Here is a 15907-nt window from a genome sequence, read left to right as displayed (position 1 = left end):
GAGACCGCATCGGTGCACCGAAACCGCAGCTAGCGGCTGCTCTCTCGGTGCACCGATGCGGTCTCGCCGAGGGTGGGGGTGGGGCGGGCGGGGCGGGGCCAGGCCGGGCGCAGGCGCCGGGCGCAGGCGCCCGGCGCGGGCGGGGTCAGTCGGTGAGGCCGAACAGCTCGAGGGGGTGGGTCAGGCGCCACCAGGGGCTCGGGTCGTCGATGTCGCCGTCCAGCCGCAGGTCGACGGTGGCGGCATCCAACGGCCCTTCGACCGTCAGCGAGCCGACGGTGTCGCCGTCCTCGCGCGCCTCGCCCAGGTCGTAGGTGGGCGTGACCGCTCCCGAGCCGCCGTTCCAGAGCACCACTGACGCGTCGGCGGCGACCACGATGCGGGCGGTGTCGCCCCAGTCCGTGTCGACCGTGCCGGCGAGCGTGCCCGCGGCCACCGACGGATCGAGCTGCAGCTCCTCCTCGAGCCGGTCGTAGAGCGCGCGCGACGCGTCGAGCCGGGCGGCGTCGTCGGGCTGGCCGAGCACCGAGGCGTACAGCCGGACGGGCGTCTCGCCGATCGTCACGTCCTTCGCCGAGAGGAGGTTCCAGGTGTCGAGCGTTCCGGTCTTGATGCCGACGACGCCGGGGTCGGCGAGCAGCCCGTTGGTGTTCTCGACCTTGCCCGCCCCGGGCAGGTCGACCGTCCCCTGTGAGACGATCTCGGCGATCACGGGGTTCGCCAGCGCCTTCTGCGCGAGGACGATGAGCGCCTCGGGGGTGGCCTTGTTGCGCGAATCGATCCCCGTCGGCTCGACGATCCGCACCCCGGACACGCCGTGCGTCTCGAGCCAGGTCATCGCGGCATCGGCGTACACGGCGTCGGACGGGAACAGCCCGCTCGCCAGCCGGTCGGCGTAGTTGTTCGCCGATCCGATGAGCATGCCCTCGAGCATCTGGTACTCGGTGAGGGTGCCGTCGACGGGCACGTCGAGCGCCGACTCGCCGCGTGCGCGGTACTCCCAGTACGTCAGCATGTCGCCGTAGCCGAAGCGGTAGTCGGGACCCTGTTCACCCACCGCGAGCGGCAGCTCGTCGAGCACGACGAGTGCGGTGACGACCTTGGTGATGCTCGCGATCGATTCGGCGTCTGAAGCGGATGCCGCGTGCCCGGCCATTCCGCCGACGGCGACGGCCGCGCTGCCTTCCTCCGGCCAGGGAAGCTCGGTCGCCGGGGCGGCGACGGACTGCACCTGCACGGCTGCCACGGTCGGCTCGACCGCGTGCAGCGGCCACAGCAGCGTCGTGGCGGCGTAGGCGCCGACCAGGCTCGCGATGATCGACGCGGGGACGAGGACGCCCGCCCGCAACGGCGAGCGGCGCGGGACGTGGGCGAGGAGATCGTTCTCGACGGGGATGTACGACGTCGCCGCGGCGGACAGGTTCATCGGAGCGGGAGGAGCCGCCACCGCGCGTTCGTCCACCCAGGTGAGCGCCGTCGGAGTCGCGGCCGGCGCGCCGGTGTCAGTATCGGTCGACGGCGCCGGCGCAGGTCCTCCGGCCGGGGCTGCGACCGGGCCGAGTGGGGTGGTGGCCGTGAGCGTGGGCTGGGTCGCGGGCTCGGCGGCATCCGCCGACGGCGCTGCGATCGAGCTCGTGGGCGTCGGCGCCGCGGCAGTGGAGGCGTGGTCCAGCGTGAGGGTGCCGTCCGAGGCATCCGTCCCCGCTGGTGTGACCGCGAACGCACCCGTCCTCGCGCGCGAACGGCGCGTGGGGGCGGGGGTGTCGTCAAGAGTCACCCGCTCAGAATACGGGGCCGCGCCGCGTATACTCTTTCGCACAACCACGGGAGTCCGGTGAGCCGGGCTGAGAGGAAGCGATCCACGCTTCGACCGTCGAACCTGATCCGGATCATGCCGGCGCAGGGAGGAGAAAGAATGCACGCGTCCACGTCTGTTCCCACGGCCACGCAGGCACCCACGTCGCCACCGGCGAACCCGTACCGCTGGCGTGTCGTCGATATCGTCGTCGCCAGTGTCATCGGCGTCGCCTCGGGACTCGTCTTCCTGCTGTGGAACGTCGCCTACCGCGGTCCGAGCGCGCTGCTCGAGCCGCTCTGGCCCGGCCTGCAGGGTCTGCTCGACGGTCCCTGGCTGTTCGCGGGGGTGCTCGGCGCGCTCATCATCCGCAAGCCCGGCGCGGCCGTGTTCACCGAAGTGGTGGCCGCCGGCGTGTCCGCGCTGACGCTGATCGGCAACACGTGGGGCGCGTTCCTCACGCTCGAAGCCGGTCTCATCCAGGGCCTCGGCGCGGAGCTGGTGTTCCTGCTGTTCTTCTACCGCCGCTGGTCGCTGCCCGTCGCGATCCTCGCGGGGATCGGCGCCGCCCTCGCCGGTGGCGTCAACAACCTGCTGCTCTGGTATGCCGGCGCCGACCTGCCGTTCGTCGTCGTGTACCTCGTCAGCACGTCGATCTCGGGCGCGGTCATCGCCGGCGCGCTGTCGTGGTTCATCGCGCGCGGGCTCGCGGCGACGGGGGCGCTCAATCGCTTCGCCTCCGGGCGCGAAGCGCGCGCTCGCGTCTGACCCGTGACGGAGGTGGCGCCCGCGCCCGCTGCGGTCGAGGCGCGCGGCTGGGGCTGGCGTCACGCGTCGCGCAACGCGTGGGCGGTGCGGGATGCCTCGTTCCGCATCGAGCCCGGTGAGCGCGTCCTGCTGCTGGGGGCTTCCGGCTCGGGCAAGTCGACCCTGCTGCACGGGCTCGCCGGCGTGCTGGGCGGCGACGAGGAGGGCGAGCAGGAGGGGAGCCTCCTGATCGACGGCGCGCCCGCGGGCCAGGCGCGCGGCCGTGCGGGACTCGTGCTGCAGGACCCCGACGCCCAGGTGATCCTCTCCCGGGTGGGCGACGACGTCGCGTTCGGCTGCGAGAACCTCGGCGTGCCCCGAGACCGGATCTGGCCGCGGGTGCGTGAGGCTCTCGATGCCGTCGGCCTGGACGTCCCCCTCGACCGCCCCACGAAAGCGCTGTCGGGTGGTCAGAAGCAGCGGCTGGCGCTGGCCGGGCTGCTGGCGATGCAGCCCGGACTGCTCCTGCTCGACGAGCCGACCGCGAACCTCGACCCCGCCGGGGTGGCGGAGGTGCGCGACGCCGTCACCGGACTCCTCGAACGCCACCCGGCGACGCTCGTCGTCGTCGAGCACCGGGTCGAGGTGTGGCTGCCGGTCGTCTCCCGGGTGATCGTGCTCGGCGACGGCGGCGTCATCGCCGACGGCGCACCGCACGACGTGCTCGGACGCGAGGGTACGTCGCTCGCCGCACGCGGCGTCTGGGTGCCGGGACTGCCGCCGGCCCATCCGCCTGCTCCGGCGTCCGCGCCGGGCGAGACGCTGCTGAGGGCGGCCGACCTCGCGGTGGAACGCGTTTCGGGGCATCCGGTCGCCTCCGGCGTCTCGGCAGTCGTCCGCGCCGGTGCGGCGCTGGCCGTAACGGGGCCGAACGGCGCGGGCAAGTCGACGCTCGGCCTGACGCTCGCGGGACTGCTGGCCCCGGCATCCGGCACCCTCCTCGCCACGCCCGCGCTCGCCGCCGGCGCGGGGGAGACCCCCATTCGCTGGAGCTCGCGTCAGCTCCTCACGCGCATCGGGACGGTGTTCCAGGATCCGGAGCACCAGTTGCTCGCCAAGACCGTCCGAGGCGAGCTCGAGATCGGGCCGCATGCCCTCGGGCTGCCGCCGGCGGAGACGGCTCGCCGGGTGGACGAGCTGCTGGAGCGGCTGCGGCTCGCTCCTCTCGCGCTCGCGAACCCGTACACGCTCTCGGGTGGCGAGAAGCGGCGCCTCACGGTCGCCGCCGCCCTGGCCACGGCGCCGCGTGTGCTCGTCCTCGACGAGCCGACGTTCGGGCAGGACGCGCGCACGTGGGCCGAGCTCGTCGCCCTGCTGGCCCGGCTGCGCGACGAGGGCTCGGCCATCGTCGCCATCACCCATGACCTCGACGTCGTGCAGGCGCTGCATGCGGAGCGGCTCGAGCTCGGAGCGCCGCGATGACGCTCCTCGACGCGCACGCGCGGATGGGACGGATGTCGCGCGTCAATCCCGTCGCGAAGCTCGGCGCCGCGGCACTGATCACCATCCCGCTGGTGCTCACCCTCGACGTGGTGTCGGCGAGCGTCGCGCTCGTCCTCGAGCTGCTGCTGATGCCGCTCGCGGGGCTCGGCAGGCGCGAGTTCTGGGCGCGCACCTGGATCGTGTGGGCTCTCGCGCCGCTCACCGGCGTGACCATCGCCCTCTATGGACGCACGAGCGGCGAGGTCTACGCGGACTGGCTGTTCGTCACCGTGAGCGAGGGCTCGCTCGTGCTCGCACTCGCCACGACGATCCGCGTGCTCGCCATCGCGCTGCCCTCGGTCGTGCTGTTCGCAACCGTGGATCCCACCGATCTCGCGGACGGCCTGGGTCAGGTGCTGCGGCTGCCGGCGCGCTTCGTGCTCGGCGCGCTCGCGGGCCTGCGCATGGTCGGCCTCTTCCTCGACGACTGGCGCGCGCTCGAGCTCGCCCGCCGCGCGCGCGGCGTCGCAGACCGCGGGCGCCTGCGGCGGTTCGTGGGGATGGCGTTCGCTCTCCTCGTGCTGTCGATCCGGCGGGGCTCGAAGCTCGCGACGGCCATGGAGGCGCGTGGGTTCGGAGCACCCGGGCAGCGCACGTGGGCCCGCGACTCGCCGTTCGGCGGCGCCGAGTGGGCGCTCATGGGAGCCGGCCTCGCGATCGCCGCGGTGGCGACGGCGGCGGCGCTCGCGGCCGGCACCTGGAACTTCATCCTCGGTCCGGGCGTCTGACGCGTCTGCCCGCGGTCAGCCGGCGGCGACCAGCGAGCGGTACGCCGGCTGCATGGCCGGGAAATAGGCGTTCCACGGCACGGTCGAGGCATCCCGCCCCTTCGTCACCGCCACCAGCCGGTCGAGGTAGTACTCCCAGCCGGGCCCGATCGACCCGACGACCTCGCCGGGATTGAGACGCTGGCCGAACACCAGGAGGGTCGCCTCCCCCTTCTCGACGAGCTCGAACCACAGGTGCCACGATCCTGTCTCAGCCGAGGTGTCGCCGGCGAAGCGGCGCGGAGGATCGCACTCGAGGATCGTGTACTCCTCGGGCGGCACATCCTCGTCCTCGGCGGTCATGAAGAACGCGATGCGCCCGGTCTTCGGGTCGCCCTCCCAGCGGCCGATCCACTTCTCGAGGCGGGCGGACTCGGTGAGCTCGCGCCACAACTCGGCGGCGCGCATCGGGAAAGTGCGGGTGAGAACGAGGTTCGGATCGCCGTCGATGTCGGTGACGGTCCCCGTGATGTCGCTGCGGTCGGACATGTCGCGTTTCAGAGCTCCGATCGATCGGGGCGTCCCCGCCCCGATCCATGCTGGCATCGACCGGCCGTGCGCGCTACGGGCTCCTTTCGGCGGTGTATAACGGAATCGAGGCGAGCGTTGAGGAGTCACGATGAACGTCGGCGTCACGCCGTCCACCGCGGTGGTCATCGAGGACGATGAGATCGTCCGCGAGCTGCTGGTCGACATCCTGGATGGGGCGGGGCTGCACACGATCGCCGTCGACAACGGCGCGGACGGGGTGCGGGCGGTCGTCGAGCACAATCCCCTGATCACGACCGTCGACATCAACATGCCGGGGATCGACGGGCTGGAAGCCACACGCCGCATCCGCGCGCGCAGCTCGACGCACATCATCGTCGTGTCCGCGCTCACCGATGAGGCCGACGCGGTCCTGGCGCTTTCGGCGGGAGCAGACGACTTCGTCGCCAAGCCGTTCCGCGCCCGCGAGTTCCGGGCCCGCATCGACTCGGTGCTCCGGCGCGTCCGCGAAACCGAAGCCCCATCGGCCTCTGCGGCACGGACCGAAGACGATGCCGACGCGGTGCTGCAGCATCACGACCTCGTCGTCGACCGCTCGACCCGCGTGGTCCGGCGCGCCGGAGTCGAAGTGGGCCTCACGCGGACCGAGTTCGACATCCTCGTGGCCCTTCTCCAGACCGGGCGACGGGTGCGGGCGAAGAGCGACCTGGTGATGGTGGTGCGGGGCGACCGTCAGGACGCCGCGCCGATCACCGACGTGGATCTGCGGACCATGGAGACGCACATCGCCAACCTCCGGCGCAAGCTCGCCGAGGACTCGCTGGCTCCGCGCTACATCGAGACCGTGCGGGGAGTGGGATATCGGCTCACCGAGGTAGACTCGGCTTAGACTGCGGCCATGGGGGCCTGGGAAACGACCGGTCCGGTCAGGCTGAGCTCTCCCGCGCTCGACCTCGCCGAGGCGGACGCCCGTGTGCGTTCGATCTGGATCTGGCAGCTGGCGCTGTGCGCCGTCACGGGGATCGTCGTCGTCGTCGTGGCCGTTCTGGACCCCAGCGTCCTGGCCATCGTGCCGGTGGCGATCGGCATGACCGGCATCTTCCTCACCACCGTCGTCGCGCTCATCGTTCCGTGGCGACGCCTGCCGGAGGCCGTCCCGTCGGCCCTGCCGTACCTCGACATCGTGTGGGTGGGCCTCCTCACGTTCAGCACCGAACTGCGGCTCTCGCATCTCTGGGTCTTCCCGATCGCGTGGCTCGCGACGCAGTTCGGGCTGCTGCGGCTCGCCGGAGGGCTGGCGGTCGTGGCCATCGTCACGCTGGTCGAGGTGCTGGTGAACGACATGTCCCGCGCGAGCGCTCTGCGCGTGCTCATCGCGCTGCTCGCGCTCGCCTTCATCGGCGTCACTGTGAACAACGCCGCGCGCCAGGCGGGGGCGTACCGCACCCTCCTCCGACGGCAGGCGCGGCGGTCGACGACGTCGCTCGACCAGGTCTCGATCGAGAAGCGCAGGGTCAGCGACACGCTGGACGGCGTCAGCATAGGCATCGCGAGGGTCTCCCCGGACGGCGAGCTCCTCTCTGCGAATGCCGCCTATCGCGAGCTTTATGCGCTCGACGTCGCCGATCCCGCCCAGCCCGCCCACTCCGTCGAGTACGACTCGCTGCGCGGAAGCGCCGTGCGAACGCGAGACCGCACGTTCGCACGGGCCGCCCGCGGCGAGACGCTCGACGAGGAGAAGGTCTGGCTGTACGACCCGGAAGGCCGTTGGCACGCGCTGGCGGTCACCACGCGCTCTCAGGCCGCACAGGGAGAGGAGGAGCCGAGCACGGTGCTGATCGTGCGCGACCTCACCGATGTGCTGCAGGCGCAACGGCGCCGCGACGCGCTCGCCGCGGTGGTGTCGCACGAGCTGCGCAATCCGCTCACGGCGATCCTGGGGCAGGTGGACCGTCTGCTCGAGCGCGACGACCTCGATGCCGACGCCCAGCGCCGCATCCGCATCATCGAGGAGTCCGGCGAGCGCATGAGGCAGCTCGTATCCGCGATTCTCACCGCACCTCTCGAGCAGGTGGCCGACCCTGGCCGCGATGCATGGGCCGTGACCGACCTGCGGAAGATCCTCGATGCCTCGGTGGACTCGTTCGAGACGCTCGCGGCGGAGCGCGACATCACACTGGAGATCGCCCCCGGTGACCCGCTCGAGGTGTGGGCGGATGCCTTCCGCCTGCGCCAGCTCGTCGACAACCTCCTCAGCAACGCCGTGAAGTACTCGCCCGCAGGCGGCAGGGTGACCGTCACCGCGCGGACGGTCGATGCCGATGCGGAGTTCGTAGTGGCGGACGGCGGAATCGGGATCCTTCCCGCCGACCTGCCGCACATCTACGATGACTTCTTCCGGTCGCGCGCCGCCGTCGACAGCGGAATTCCAGGCACCGGGCTCGGTATGCGCATCGTGCGCCACATCGTCGATCAGCACGGCGGCTCCATCCAGGTCGAGAGCGCACCGGGAGTCGGCACCACCGTCACCACCAGAATTCCGAGGGAGGCCGGATGACGTCGTCCGCACTCGAAGGCGAGGTCCTGCTGGCGGTCTTCGCCATCCTCGCCGCGCTGCTCATGTTCGGCCTGGGCTTCCTCTACCGCCCGACGTGGTCGACTCTGCTCTGGTCGATGGTGTTCTTCCTCGTGACCATCGGCACGTTCGGTGTCATCGTCGCCGGCGCGACGACGCTCGACTGGATCGACGACATCGCAGTGGGGCTCATGCTCGGAGCCCCGGCGCTGGTCTGGTCCGGGCTGCGGGCGGAGCGCGCTGCCCCCGCACGATCGTGGATCGCGCTGGCCCAGGGGGTCGCCGGAGCCCTGCTCCTGCTCGCCACGGCGGGGGCGCCGATCCACTCACTGGCCTACTCGGCCGCGTACTTCGGATCCACCGTGATGGCCGCATTGTCGGCCGTCGAGCTGCTGCGGCGGCCTGAGCGCGGCGGTGGGATGCTTCTTCCGCTGACCGTGGTGTCGCTCGTGCTCCCCGTCATCGGCGTCGCCAGCGTTTCCGCCGCCCTGCTGGCGGACGGCAACACGCAGCACACCGTCCTCCCGGACATCAAGGTGGTCGGGCAGGTCGTGTACCTCACCTGTGCGCTGGTGACCCTGCTGTTCCTGACGCGGTTCGCGGATTCGGTGGCTCACGTCAAGGGCCAGACGGAGTTTGCGCATATCGTGAGCGACCGGCTGACCCGCGCGGCCGCCGCCGAGGACCGCAACTGGGTGATGCTCGCTCTGTCGCTCGATGACACCGGGCCTCTCCGGGTCGCGGTGGGCGAGCCGGGACTGCAGCGCATCATGGCCCGCTTCGCGGCGGACGTGCGGGCATCGTTCCCGGTGGAGGCCGACATCGGCCCGGACTCGCCGTACGGGTTCCTGGTGCTCATGTCGCGACCCGACGGTGTGGTGAGGGAGTGCATCCGCGTCCTGCTGGAGCGCATCGGCACGGTGACCCCCGACCAGCCCATCGAGACCGAACTGTCGGCGAGCGTGGGGTGGGCGCCCACCCGCGTGGTCGGCTTCGACGCGGTGGACCTGATCGACGCCGCCCATGCCGCCATGACGAGCGCACGGGAGGCCGGCGGCAATCGCTGGGAGCGCGTGGACGGCTGAGCCTGCCCGCCCGGCTCAGGTCGCGTTCCAGAGGTCCCGGTAGTACGCGAGCCGCTCGCGGTCGGGAGCCACGCCGTAGGCCTCGATAAGGGCGTCCTCCCACCCCGGACCGTAGTTCCACTCCGTGCTCATCGATGCCACGGCGATGTCGCCCCACCGATCGCCGACGCCCATCAGCCCCAGGTCGACGTGCGCGAGCCACCGGCCGTCGTCCGCGATGAGCGTGTTCGGGCAGCAGGCATCCGCGTGGCACACCACGAGGCGATCGATCGGCGGCGGCTCCTGCAGAGAGCGGGGGACTCGGATGCCGCGACCCGCCGCATTCGCGATGCGCGACGGCACCGACCAGTCGAACGGACACTCGTCGACCGGGAGCGCGTCGTGGAGGGCTCGCAGACCCTCGCCGACCGCGCGGACGGCCGTCGCCGGCTCGGCAACCCAGCGCGCCGCCACCGCGCTCTCTCCGGGGATCGCCCGGGTCACGAGCCACTCCTCGGTCTCGTCGGCTCCGGCGTCGAGCACATGCGGCACGCGGATCCAGCGGCCCGCCCATTCGAGTCGTTCGGTCTCGCCGGCGAGCGACGACTCCGCGTTGAGCGGACCGTGCTTGATGTAGCGGCCGTCGTCGGTGCGGAAGGTCACCCCGCCGTAGTCGTTCCGCCACACCGGCACGAGCTCCGCGCCTCGGGCGACCTCGCGCACACGCGCGGGCACGGGCAGCTCTTCCTCCGGGATGGACACCGGGTCAGAGCCCGAGCACGTCGAGCAGAATCACGGCGTGATTGCGCTCGGCGTCGTTCACGCCGTAAAGCAGGGTGGACGTCTCGTGCTCGGCGAGCTCGGCCCGCAGCATCCCGACCGCGGGGTTGTCGGCCAGCTCCTCGCGGTACGCGGACTCGAACTCCTGCCAGGGGAGGTCTCCCTGATGGAACGCCCGGCGCAGCTCGGTGGAAGGCGCCACGTCCTTCGCCCAGCTGTCCACGGACGCACGCTCCTTGGTCAGGCCGCGCGGCCACAGCCGGTCGACGAGCACGCGGAACCCGTCGTCGGGGGAAGGGTCGTCATAGACCCGCTTCAGCATCACCGCCATGCCACCATGATGCCCCGCCCACTAGCCTGGACGTGGCATCCCGTCGGTCATGAGACTCAGTCCCGCGTAGGGTGGGATGCAATGTCTCGGCTGTTCGAAGGAGAACGCATGGATCTCACGGGCACCTCCGCCCTCGTCACCGGTGGAGCGAGCGGGCTGGGCCTGGCCACCGCGCGCCGCCTGGCCGCCGCCGGCGCGACCGTCACGATCGTCGATCTTCCCGGCTCGGCCGGAGCCGACGTCGCCGCGGAACTGGGCGGATCGTTCGGCCCGGCCGATGTGACCGACCCTGCGCAGGTCGCCGCCGCCGTCGAGACCGCCGCCGCTGCGGGCCCGCTGCGCGTGGTCGTGAACTGCGCCGGGATCGCACCGCCCGCGAAGGTCCTCGACCGCGACGGCGCTCCGACCCCGCTCGACGGGTTCGAGCGCATCGTGCGGGTGAACCTCATCGGCACCTACAACGTGCTCTCGCAGGCCGCGGCGGCGATGGCCCGCACCGAGCCCGCCGCCGACGGCGGCCGCGGCGTCATCGTCAACACCGCGAGCGTCGCGGCGTTCGACGGCCAGATCGGCCAGCCGGCGTACGCCGCGAGCAAGGGCGGCGTCCACGCGATGACGCTCCCGGTCGCCCGTGAGCTCGCCCGCTACGGCATCCGCGTCGTCACCATCGCCCCGGGCATCATGGAGACGCCGATGCTGATGGGCCTGCCCCAGGCGGCGCAGGACTCGCTCGGTCAGCAGGTCCCCTACCCTCAGCGTCTCGGCCGGCCCGACGAGTACGCACGACTCGTCGAGTCGATCGTCGACAACGGCTACCTGAACGGCGAGACCATCCGCCTCGACGGCGCCATCCGCATGGCACCCAAGTAGAACCAGGACGACAATGAGCGATTCGATCCTCCTCCACGTCGAGGGCGGGCTCGCCCGCGTGACGTTCAACCGGCCGGCGTCGCTGAACGCGATGGACTTCGAGATGGGCGGGCGCTGGCGCGACCTCGCCCGCCAGGTCACGTCCGATCCCTCCATCGGGGCGGTGATCCTGGATGCCGCCGGTCCGGCGTTCTGCGCGGGCGGCGACGTCGTGGCCATGGCGACGTCGGGCGCGGGCGGCGAGGCCGTGACCGCGACCGCCCACGTCATCCACGAGGGGATCCGCACGTTCGCGCTGTCGGACAAGCCGATCGTCGCCGCAGTGCAGGGAGCGGTCGCCGGCGGCGGGCTCGGCCTCATGCTGACCGCGGACTACGTCGTCGCCGCCGACACGGCGAAGTTCGTCAGCAAGTACGCCAACATCGGCCTCACGCCCGACCTCGGCGTCTCGACGCTCCTTCCGGCGGCGATCGGCCAGCGCCGCGCGCTGCAGCTGCTGCTGCAGGACCGCACGCTCAGCGCGGCCGAGGCCCTCGACTGGGGGCTCGTCGCCGAAGTGCTCCCGGGTGCCGAGGTCGCCGTGCGCGCCGCCGAGATCGCCCAGTTCTGGCTCGCCAACGCGACGGCCGCGTTCGGCAACGCCAAACGACTGGTGCGCGTCGGCGCGGACCGGTCGTTCGCCGACAACCTCGACGACGAGGCCGCCTCCATCGGGGCCCGCTTCGACACCCCCGAGTCGCAGATGCGGGTCGCGGCCTTCGCCGCCGCATCGCGCAAGGCCTCAACCAAGGAGAACGCGTGACCCCTTCGACAGGCTCGGCGCCGAACCTCGCCGGCAAGACCATCCTGATGTCGGGCGGAAGCCGCGGCATCGGGCTCGCTATCGCGCTGCGTGCGGCCCGCGACGGCGCGAACATCGCGATGCTGGCCAAGACGGACAGCCCGCACCCGAAGCTCGAGGGCACCGTGCACACCGCCGCCGAGCAGATCCGCGCGGCCGGCGGTCAGGCGCTGCCGATCGTCGGCGACGTGCGCAACGACGACGACGTGACCGAGGCCGTGCTCAAGACGCAGGGTGAGTTCGGCGGCATCGACATCGTGCTGAACAACGCCAGTGTCATCGACCTGTCGCGCTCGCTCGACCTCTCGGCGAAGAAGTACGACCTGATGCAGGACGTCAACGTGCGCGGCACGTTCATGCTCAGTCGCGCCGCGGTGCCGATCCTGAAGGATGCCGCGAACCCCCACATCCTGTCGCTGTCGCCGCCCCTCAACCTGTCGCCCAAGTGGCTCGGCGCGCACACCGGCTACACGCTCGCGAAGTACGGCATGACGATGGCGACCCTCGGCCTCGCGGCGGAGTTCGCCAAGGACGGGATCGCGGCGAACACTTTGTGGCCGGCGACCACCATCGCGACGGCCGCCGTGAAGTTCGCTCTCGGCGGCGACGCGATGATGAAGGTCAGCCGCACGCCCGAGGTGTACGCGGATGCCGCGTACGAGGTGTTCCTGAGGCCGGCGGCCGAGTACACCGGCCAGACGCTCATCGTCGAGGACGTCCTGCGTGAGTCGGGTGTCACCGACTTCTCGGGCTACGCGGCGACGCCCGGAACTCCGGACGACCAGCTCTTCCCCGATATCTTCCTCGACTGAGCCCGCCTGCGTAGGGTGGGGGCATGGCCGTGCGGAGCCTGTTCCCCATCCTGCTGACGCGCGATCTGCCGCGGCTCGTGAGCTTCTACGAGCACGCGCTGCAGGCACGGGTCGGCTACCGCTTCGGGAGTCCCGACGAGGACGACTACGTGTCGCTCACGATCGGCGAGGCGTCCCTCGGGATCGGGCGCGACCCCGGCGTCCCGGGCCGGGGCAGCGGCGACCGCATCGCGCTGTGGTTCTACGTGGACGACGTCGACACGGCCTTCGTGCGCTGGCGGGCCGCGGGCGGCGACATCGTGGCCGAGCCCGCCGACATGCCGTGGGGCGAGAGGGTGGCACAGGTGCGCGACCCCGACGGGAATCTCGTCAACCTCGGGCTCGCGGCATCCGCTTCGTCGGATTGATTCCGCGGCTCAGTGGTCGCCGCCAGTGAACAGCAGGATGCCGCCCAGCCCGATCATCAGCCCGCCGCCCGTCGCGGACAGCCGCGCGATGCGCTTCGGCGACCTGCCGAACCAGGTGCGCGCGGACGCGGCGATGAGCGCCCAGACGGCGTCGGAGATCAGGGCGATCCCGAAGAACACCAGTCCGAGCTGGATCATCTGCAGCGGCACCGAGCCGGCGGCGAGGTCGACGAACTGAGGCAGCACGGCCACGAAGAAAGCGATGGTCTTCGGGTTGGTGATGCCGACCACGAAGCCTTCGCCGAGCTGGCGCCAGGCCGACCTCGGGGCGATCGCACCGTTGGCCTGATCGGCCGCCCGGTCGCGATGCCGGATCGCCTGGATGCCGAGGTACACGAGGTAGGCGGCGCCGGCGACCTTGACGATCGTGAAGAGAACGACCGACTGCGCGACGACGCCGCCTACGCCCAGGGCGACGAGGCCCACCACGGGAAGGAGCCCGAGCGCGTTGCCGAGCACGCTCAGCAGGCCGCCCATGCGGCCGAGGGCGAGCGCACGGCCGATGGTGAAGAGCACGCTCGGTCCGGGGATGACGATGAGGACGACGGCGGCGAGGGTGAAGGCGAGGAGGTTCTCGGGAGGGACCACGAGCAAACGATAGTCCTGTCAGCGCAGGGGGTCATCGCCGAGCAGGACGGTGACCGCCTGGTCACGACGCCACCAGAATCCGAGGCGCTCGCCTTCCTCCATCCCGACGGGCCGATCCGCGTCGGTGATGAAGGTGAAGGGGACGTCCACCAGCAGCGCGCTCTGCGAGCGGATGGAGGCCGGCACGCAGCGGCCCCGCGTGACCTGGCCGCGCTCGACGAGCAGGCAGTGGTCGCGCCGGAGACCCGCGGTGTCGACCATGGCACCGGCGATCCAGACCTCCCATCCGAAGTACTCCCCGATGTGCACCGCCCATTCGACTTCGCCGGCGGTCGGGAATTCGGGCACGTGTCCGTCGGAGGGGAGGTCGATGAAGCCGCCGAACGATCCGTCCAGCGGGATGTTGAGCAGGGTGGTCGCGTCGCCGTCGCGTGCGAACGAGTACGCCGCGCGCGAGGCCTGGAACGCGGGTGACAGCGTCGAGCGCACCTCCGGCGTCTCCGGCGGGGCGCTGATCAGCCGGATGCCCACGATCACGGTGAGCGCGAGAGCGAGGGCTGCGCCGACGATGGCGAGCGTGGGTCTCCCGCGGCGACCAGCTGCCGGGCGGGGCGCCGGGGGAGGTTCCGGATGCCCCGGCCGGGGCTCGGCGGGTGCCGGAGCGAGCGAGGGCTCAGGCGGCGACGCCGGCCCAGCGACGGATGCGGCCCGCGGGGGTGCGCCTTGCACGGGTGCGGCTCGAGCGGGCGCGGGGGCGGGGGCCGGGATGCGTGGAGGGACAGGCGGCGGCACGGCGCGGTCGCGCAGCACGAGATCCTCGAGCTCGGCCAGGCGCACGAGCGCTTCCGCGTCGCCGTCGATGTCGGCCGTCGGGCCATAGGCGCGGCGACGCAGACCGGCCAGCTCGACGCGGATCGCGGCGTCCACGGGTACCACGGTAGTCCTGATTCGGGCGAGCGTTCAGGTGCGTCCCCTACCCTCGAATCATGACAACCGAGCCTCCCGTGCGCACCACGAAGCCCCGTCAGGTGCGTCCCGCCACGGAGGGCTGGTCGCAGAAGAAGGATGCCGAAGGGCGGCCGCTCCTCCAGTTCGCGAGCCCCAAGCGCGGCAAGCCCCCCGTGCACCTCGCCGACCTCACGCCCGAGCAGCGCGTCGAGAAGGTCAAGGAGCTCGGCATGCCGGGATTCCGTGCGAAGCAGCTCGAGAAGCACTACTTCACGCACTGGACCCACGACCCCGCCGACATGACCGACCTCCCCGCCGAAGGGCGCGAGGAGTTCGTGCACGGCATGCTGCCGCCGCTGCTCACCGAGGTGCGGAGGCTCGAGACCGACCGCGGCGACACGATCAAGTTCCTGTGGAAGCTGCACGACGGCGCCCTCGTCGAATCGGTCCTCATGCGCTATCCCGGTCGCATCACGCTGTGCGTCTCGTCGCAGGCAGGCTGCGGCATGAACTGCCCGTTCTGCGCGACCGGCCAGGCCGGCCTGACCCGCAACATGTCGGCGGCCGAGATCGTCGAGCAGATCGTGCGCGCGAACCGCCTCATCGCCGAGGGCGGACTGGGCGGCAAGAAGAAGGACGACCACTCGGCCGAGCGCGTGTCGAACATCGTCTTCATGGGCATGGGGGAGCCCCTCGCCAACTACGCCCGGGTGATGCAGGCGGTGCGCGTCATGACCGACAAGACCCACGGACTGGGCATGAGCGCCCGCGGTGTGACGGTCTCGACGGTCGGCCTGGTGCCGGCGATCACGAAGCTGGCGAGCGAGGACATCCCCGTGACGTTCGCCCTGTCGCTCCACGCGCCCGACGATCGGCTGCGCGACGAGCTCATCCCGGTGAACTCGCGCTGGAAGGTCGACGAGGCGCTCGACGCGGCCCGCGCGTACTTCGACAAGACCGGCCGCCGCGTCTCGATCGAGTACGCGCTCATCAAGGACATGAACGACCACGCCTGGCGCGCCGACCTCCTCGCCGAGAAGCTCAACGCCCGCGGTCGCGGCTGGGTGCACGTCAACCCCATCCCGCTGAATCCCACGCCCGGCTCCATCTGGACGGCCTCCGAGGTGCCGGTGCAGAACGAGTTCGTGCGTCGCCTCAACGAGGCCGGCATCCCGACGACCCTGCGCGACACCCGAGGCAAGGAGATCGACGGCGCCTGCGGTCAGCTCGTCGCCACGGAGGACGACCAGGCGGTCGCCGCCGTCACGCCGCTCGAGGACTGATCCGGCCG

The 15907-nt window shown here is 71.5% G+C and carries 17 protein-coding genes and 1 riboswitch; of the genes, 11 read left to right on the top strand and 6 right to left on the bottom strand.

Translation table 11 applies throughout. The annotated features are described in order from the left end of the window. Window positions 1-145: 145 nt before the first annotated feature. Window positions 146-1777 carry a D-alanyl-D-alanine carboxypeptidase gene (locus tag JX005_RS16395; protein ID WP_214467704.1) on the bottom strand — a complete coding sequence of 544 codons (1632 nt, stop codon included), beginning with the start codon at window positions 1775-1777 and terminating at the stop codon, window positions 146-148. 36 nt (window positions 1778-1813) lie between these two features. Continuing rightward, window positions 1814-1923, top strand: a riboswitch (TPP riboswitch). Here JX005_RS16395 and JX005_RS11650 point away from each other — a divergent pair. The 3 genes from JX005_RS11650 (at window position 1916) to JX005_RS11640 (ending at window position 4812) form a co-directional block, all read left to right on the top strand. Further along, on the top strand, window positions 1916-2563 hold the full coding sequence (locus JX005_RS11650; RefSeq protein WP_214467703.1) for an ECF transporter S component: 648 nt from the start codon (window positions 1916-1918) through the stop codon (window positions 2561-2563). It overlaps the preceding riboswitch by 8 nt. Before the next feature lie 12 nt (window positions 2564-2575). Continuing rightward, window positions 2576-4024, top strand: a complete 1449-nt coding sequence (locus JX005_RS11645) for an ABC transporter ATP-binding protein (RefSeq protein ID WP_372447339.1) — start codon at window positions 2576-2578, stop codon at window positions 4022-4024. Beyond that, window positions 4021-4812: an energy-coupling factor transporter transmembrane component T family protein gene (locus tag JX005_RS11640; RefSeq protein ID WP_214467702.1), complete on the top strand. Its 792-nt coding sequence runs from the start codon at window positions 4021-4023 to the stop codon at window positions 4810-4812. Before JX005_RS11645 ends, JX005_RS11640 begins: the two co-directional genes overlap by 4 nt. 15 nt (window positions 4813-4827) lie before the next feature. On the opposite strand, the gene JX005_RS11635 is transcribed toward JX005_RS11640, so the two are convergent. Further along, window positions 4828-5340 (bottom strand): SRPBCC domain-containing protein, encoded by a 513-nt coding sequence (locus JX005_RS11635; protein WP_214467701.1) that lies wholly within the window; start codon window positions 5338-5340, stop codon window positions 4828-4830. A gap of 130 nt (window positions 5341-5470) precedes the next feature. On the opposite strand from JX005_RS11635, the gene JX005_RS11630 reads away from it, so the two are divergent. The 3 genes from JX005_RS11630 to JX005_RS11620 are packed head-to-tail and all read left to right on the top strand — an operon-like array spanning window position 5471 to window position 9000. Continuing rightward, window positions 5471-6229, top strand: a complete 759-nt coding sequence (locus JX005_RS11630; RefSeq protein ID WP_214467700.1) for a response regulator transcription factor — start codon at window positions 5471-5473, stop codon at window positions 6227-6229. A gap of 9 nt (window positions 6230-6238) precedes the next feature. After that, window positions 6239-7897, top strand: a complete 1659-nt coding sequence (locus JX005_RS11625) for a sensor histidine kinase (protein WP_214467699.1) — start codon at window positions 6239-6241, stop codon at window positions 7895-7897. Continuing rightward, window positions 7894-9000, top strand: a complete 1107-nt coding sequence (locus JX005_RS11620; RefSeq protein ID WP_214467698.1) for a nucleotidyl cyclase domain-containing protein — start codon at window positions 7894-7896, stop codon at window positions 8998-9000. The genes JX005_RS11625 and JX005_RS11620 overlap by 4 nt, the downstream gene beginning before the upstream one ends. Window positions 9001-9015: 15 nt before the next feature. Here the strand turns inward: JX005_RS11620 and JX005_RS11615 are convergent, their stop codons facing one another. Together JX005_RS11615 and JX005_RS11610 are read right to left on the bottom strand one after the other, a co-directional pair. Further along, window positions 9016-9741: an aminoglycoside 3'-phosphotransferase gene (locus JX005_RS11615; RefSeq protein WP_214467697.1), complete on the bottom strand. Its 726-nt coding sequence runs from the start codon at window positions 9739-9741 to the stop codon at window positions 9016-9018. A 4-nt stretch (window positions 9742-9745) separates the two neighbouring features. Further along, window positions 9746-10090 (bottom strand): DUF488 domain-containing protein, encoded by a 345-nt coding sequence (locus JX005_RS11610; RefSeq protein ID WP_214467696.1) that lies wholly within the window; start codon window positions 10088-10090, stop codon window positions 9746-9748. A gap of 108 nt (window positions 10091-10198) precedes the next feature. On the opposite strand from JX005_RS11610, the gene JX005_RS11605 reads away from it, so the two are divergent. From JX005_RS11605 to JX005_RS11590, 4 genes are read left to right on the top strand one after another with little or no spacing between them, the layout of a single operon-like run. Next, window positions 10199-10960: an SDR family NAD(P)-dependent oxidoreductase gene (locus JX005_RS11605; RefSeq protein WP_214467695.1), complete on the top strand. Its 762-nt coding sequence runs from the start codon at window positions 10199-10201 to the stop codon at window positions 10958-10960. Window positions 10961-10973: 13 nt separating this feature from the next. Continuing rightward, complete coding sequence (locus JX005_RS11600; RefSeq protein ID WP_214467694.1) at window positions 10974-11762, top strand: enoyl-CoA hydratase/isomerase family protein; 789 nt, start codon at window positions 10974-10976, stop codon at window positions 11760-11762. Then, the gene (locus tag JX005_RS11595) at window positions 11759-12613 is read left to right on the top strand and encodes an SDR family oxidoreductase (RefSeq protein ID WP_214467693.1); all 855 of its coding nucleotides are present in this window, start codon (window positions 11759-11761) and stop codon (window positions 12611-12613) included. Before JX005_RS11600 ends, JX005_RS11595 begins: the two co-directional genes overlap by 4 nt. 23 nt (window positions 12614-12636) lie before the next feature. After that, window positions 12637-13020: a VOC family protein gene (locus JX005_RS11590; RefSeq protein WP_214467692.1), complete on the top strand. Its 384-nt coding sequence runs from the start codon at window positions 12637-12639 to the stop codon at window positions 13018-13020. Window positions 13021-13029: 9 nt separating this feature from the next. On the opposite strand, the gene JX005_RS11585 is transcribed toward JX005_RS11590, so the two are convergent. Together JX005_RS11585 and JX005_RS16130 are read right to left on the bottom strand one after the other, a co-directional pair. Beyond that, a complete protein-coding gene (locus tag JX005_RS11585; protein ID WP_214467691.1) occupies window positions 13030-13668 on the bottom strand; it encodes a LysE family translocator in 639 nt (212 codons plus the stop codon). An 18-nt stretch (window positions 13669-13686) separates the two neighbouring features. Next, on the bottom strand, window positions 13687-14595 hold the full coding sequence (locus tag JX005_RS16130; RefSeq protein WP_246533932.1) for a hypothetical protein: 909 nt from the start codon (window positions 14593-14595) through the stop codon (window positions 13687-13689). A 59-nt stretch (window positions 14596-14654) separates the two neighbouring features. Here JX005_RS16130 and rlmN point away from each other — a divergent pair, with 59 nt between their 5' ends. Next, window positions 14655-15899 carry a dual-specificity RNA methyltransferase RlmN gene (rlmN, locus tag JX005_RS11575; RefSeq protein ID WP_214467690.1) on the top strand — a complete coding sequence of 415 codons (1245 nt, stop codon included), beginning with the start codon at window positions 14655-14657 and terminating at the stop codon, window positions 15897-15899. Window positions 15900-15907 lie beyond the last annotated feature (8 nt).

This window comes from Microbacterium flavescens (assembly GCF_018588945.1).
Classification (GTDB): Bacteria; Actinomycetota; Actinomycetes; order Actinomycetales; family Microbacteriaceae; genus Microbacterium; species Microbacterium flavescens.
Note: the sequence above shows the minus strand (reverse complement) of the source record. Positions and strands in the feature narration are given on the sequence as shown.

Coding starts and splice junctions, on each gene's coding strand:
- JX005_RS11650 (WP_214467703.1), top strand. CDS start 1,916: ATGCACGCGTCCACGTCTGTTCCCACGGCCACGCAGGCACCCACGTCG.
- JX005_RS11640 (WP_214467702.1), top strand. CDS start 4,021: ATGACGCTCCTCGACGCGCACGCGCGGATGGGACGGATGTCGCGCGTC.
- JX005_RS11635 (WP_214467701.1), bottom strand. CDS start 5,340: ATGTCCGACCGCAGCGACATCACGGGGACCGTCACCGACATCGACGGC.
- JX005_RS11630 (WP_214467700.1), top strand. CDS start 5,471: ATGAACGTCGGCGTCACGCCGTCCACCGCGGTGGTCATCGAGGACGAT.
- JX005_RS11625 (WP_214467699.1), top strand. CDS start 6,239: ATGGGGGCCTGGGAAACGACCGGTCCGGTCAGGCTGAGCTCTCCCGCG.
- JX005_RS11620 (WP_214467698.1), top strand. CDS start 7,894: ATGACGTCGTCCGCACTCGAAGGCGAGGTCCTGCTGGCGGTCTTCGCC.
- JX005_RS11610 (WP_214467696.1), bottom strand. CDS start 10,090: ATGGCGGTGATGCTGAAGCGGGTCTATGACGACCCTTCCCCCGACGAC.
- JX005_RS11605 (WP_214467695.1), top strand. CDS start 10,199: ATGGATCTCACGGGCACCTCCGCCCTCGTCACCGGTGGAGCGAGCGGG.
- JX005_RS11600 (WP_214467694.1), top strand. CDS start 10,974: ATGAGCGATTCGATCCTCCTCCACGTCGAGGGCGGGCTCGCCCGCGTG.
- JX005_RS11590 (WP_214467692.1), top strand. CDS start 12,637: ATGGCCGTGCGGAGCCTGTTCCCCATCCTGCTGACGCGCGATCTGCCG.
- rlmN (WP_214467690.1), top strand. CDS start 14,655: ATGACAACCGAGCCTCCCGTGCGCACCACGAAGCCCCGTCAGGTGCGT.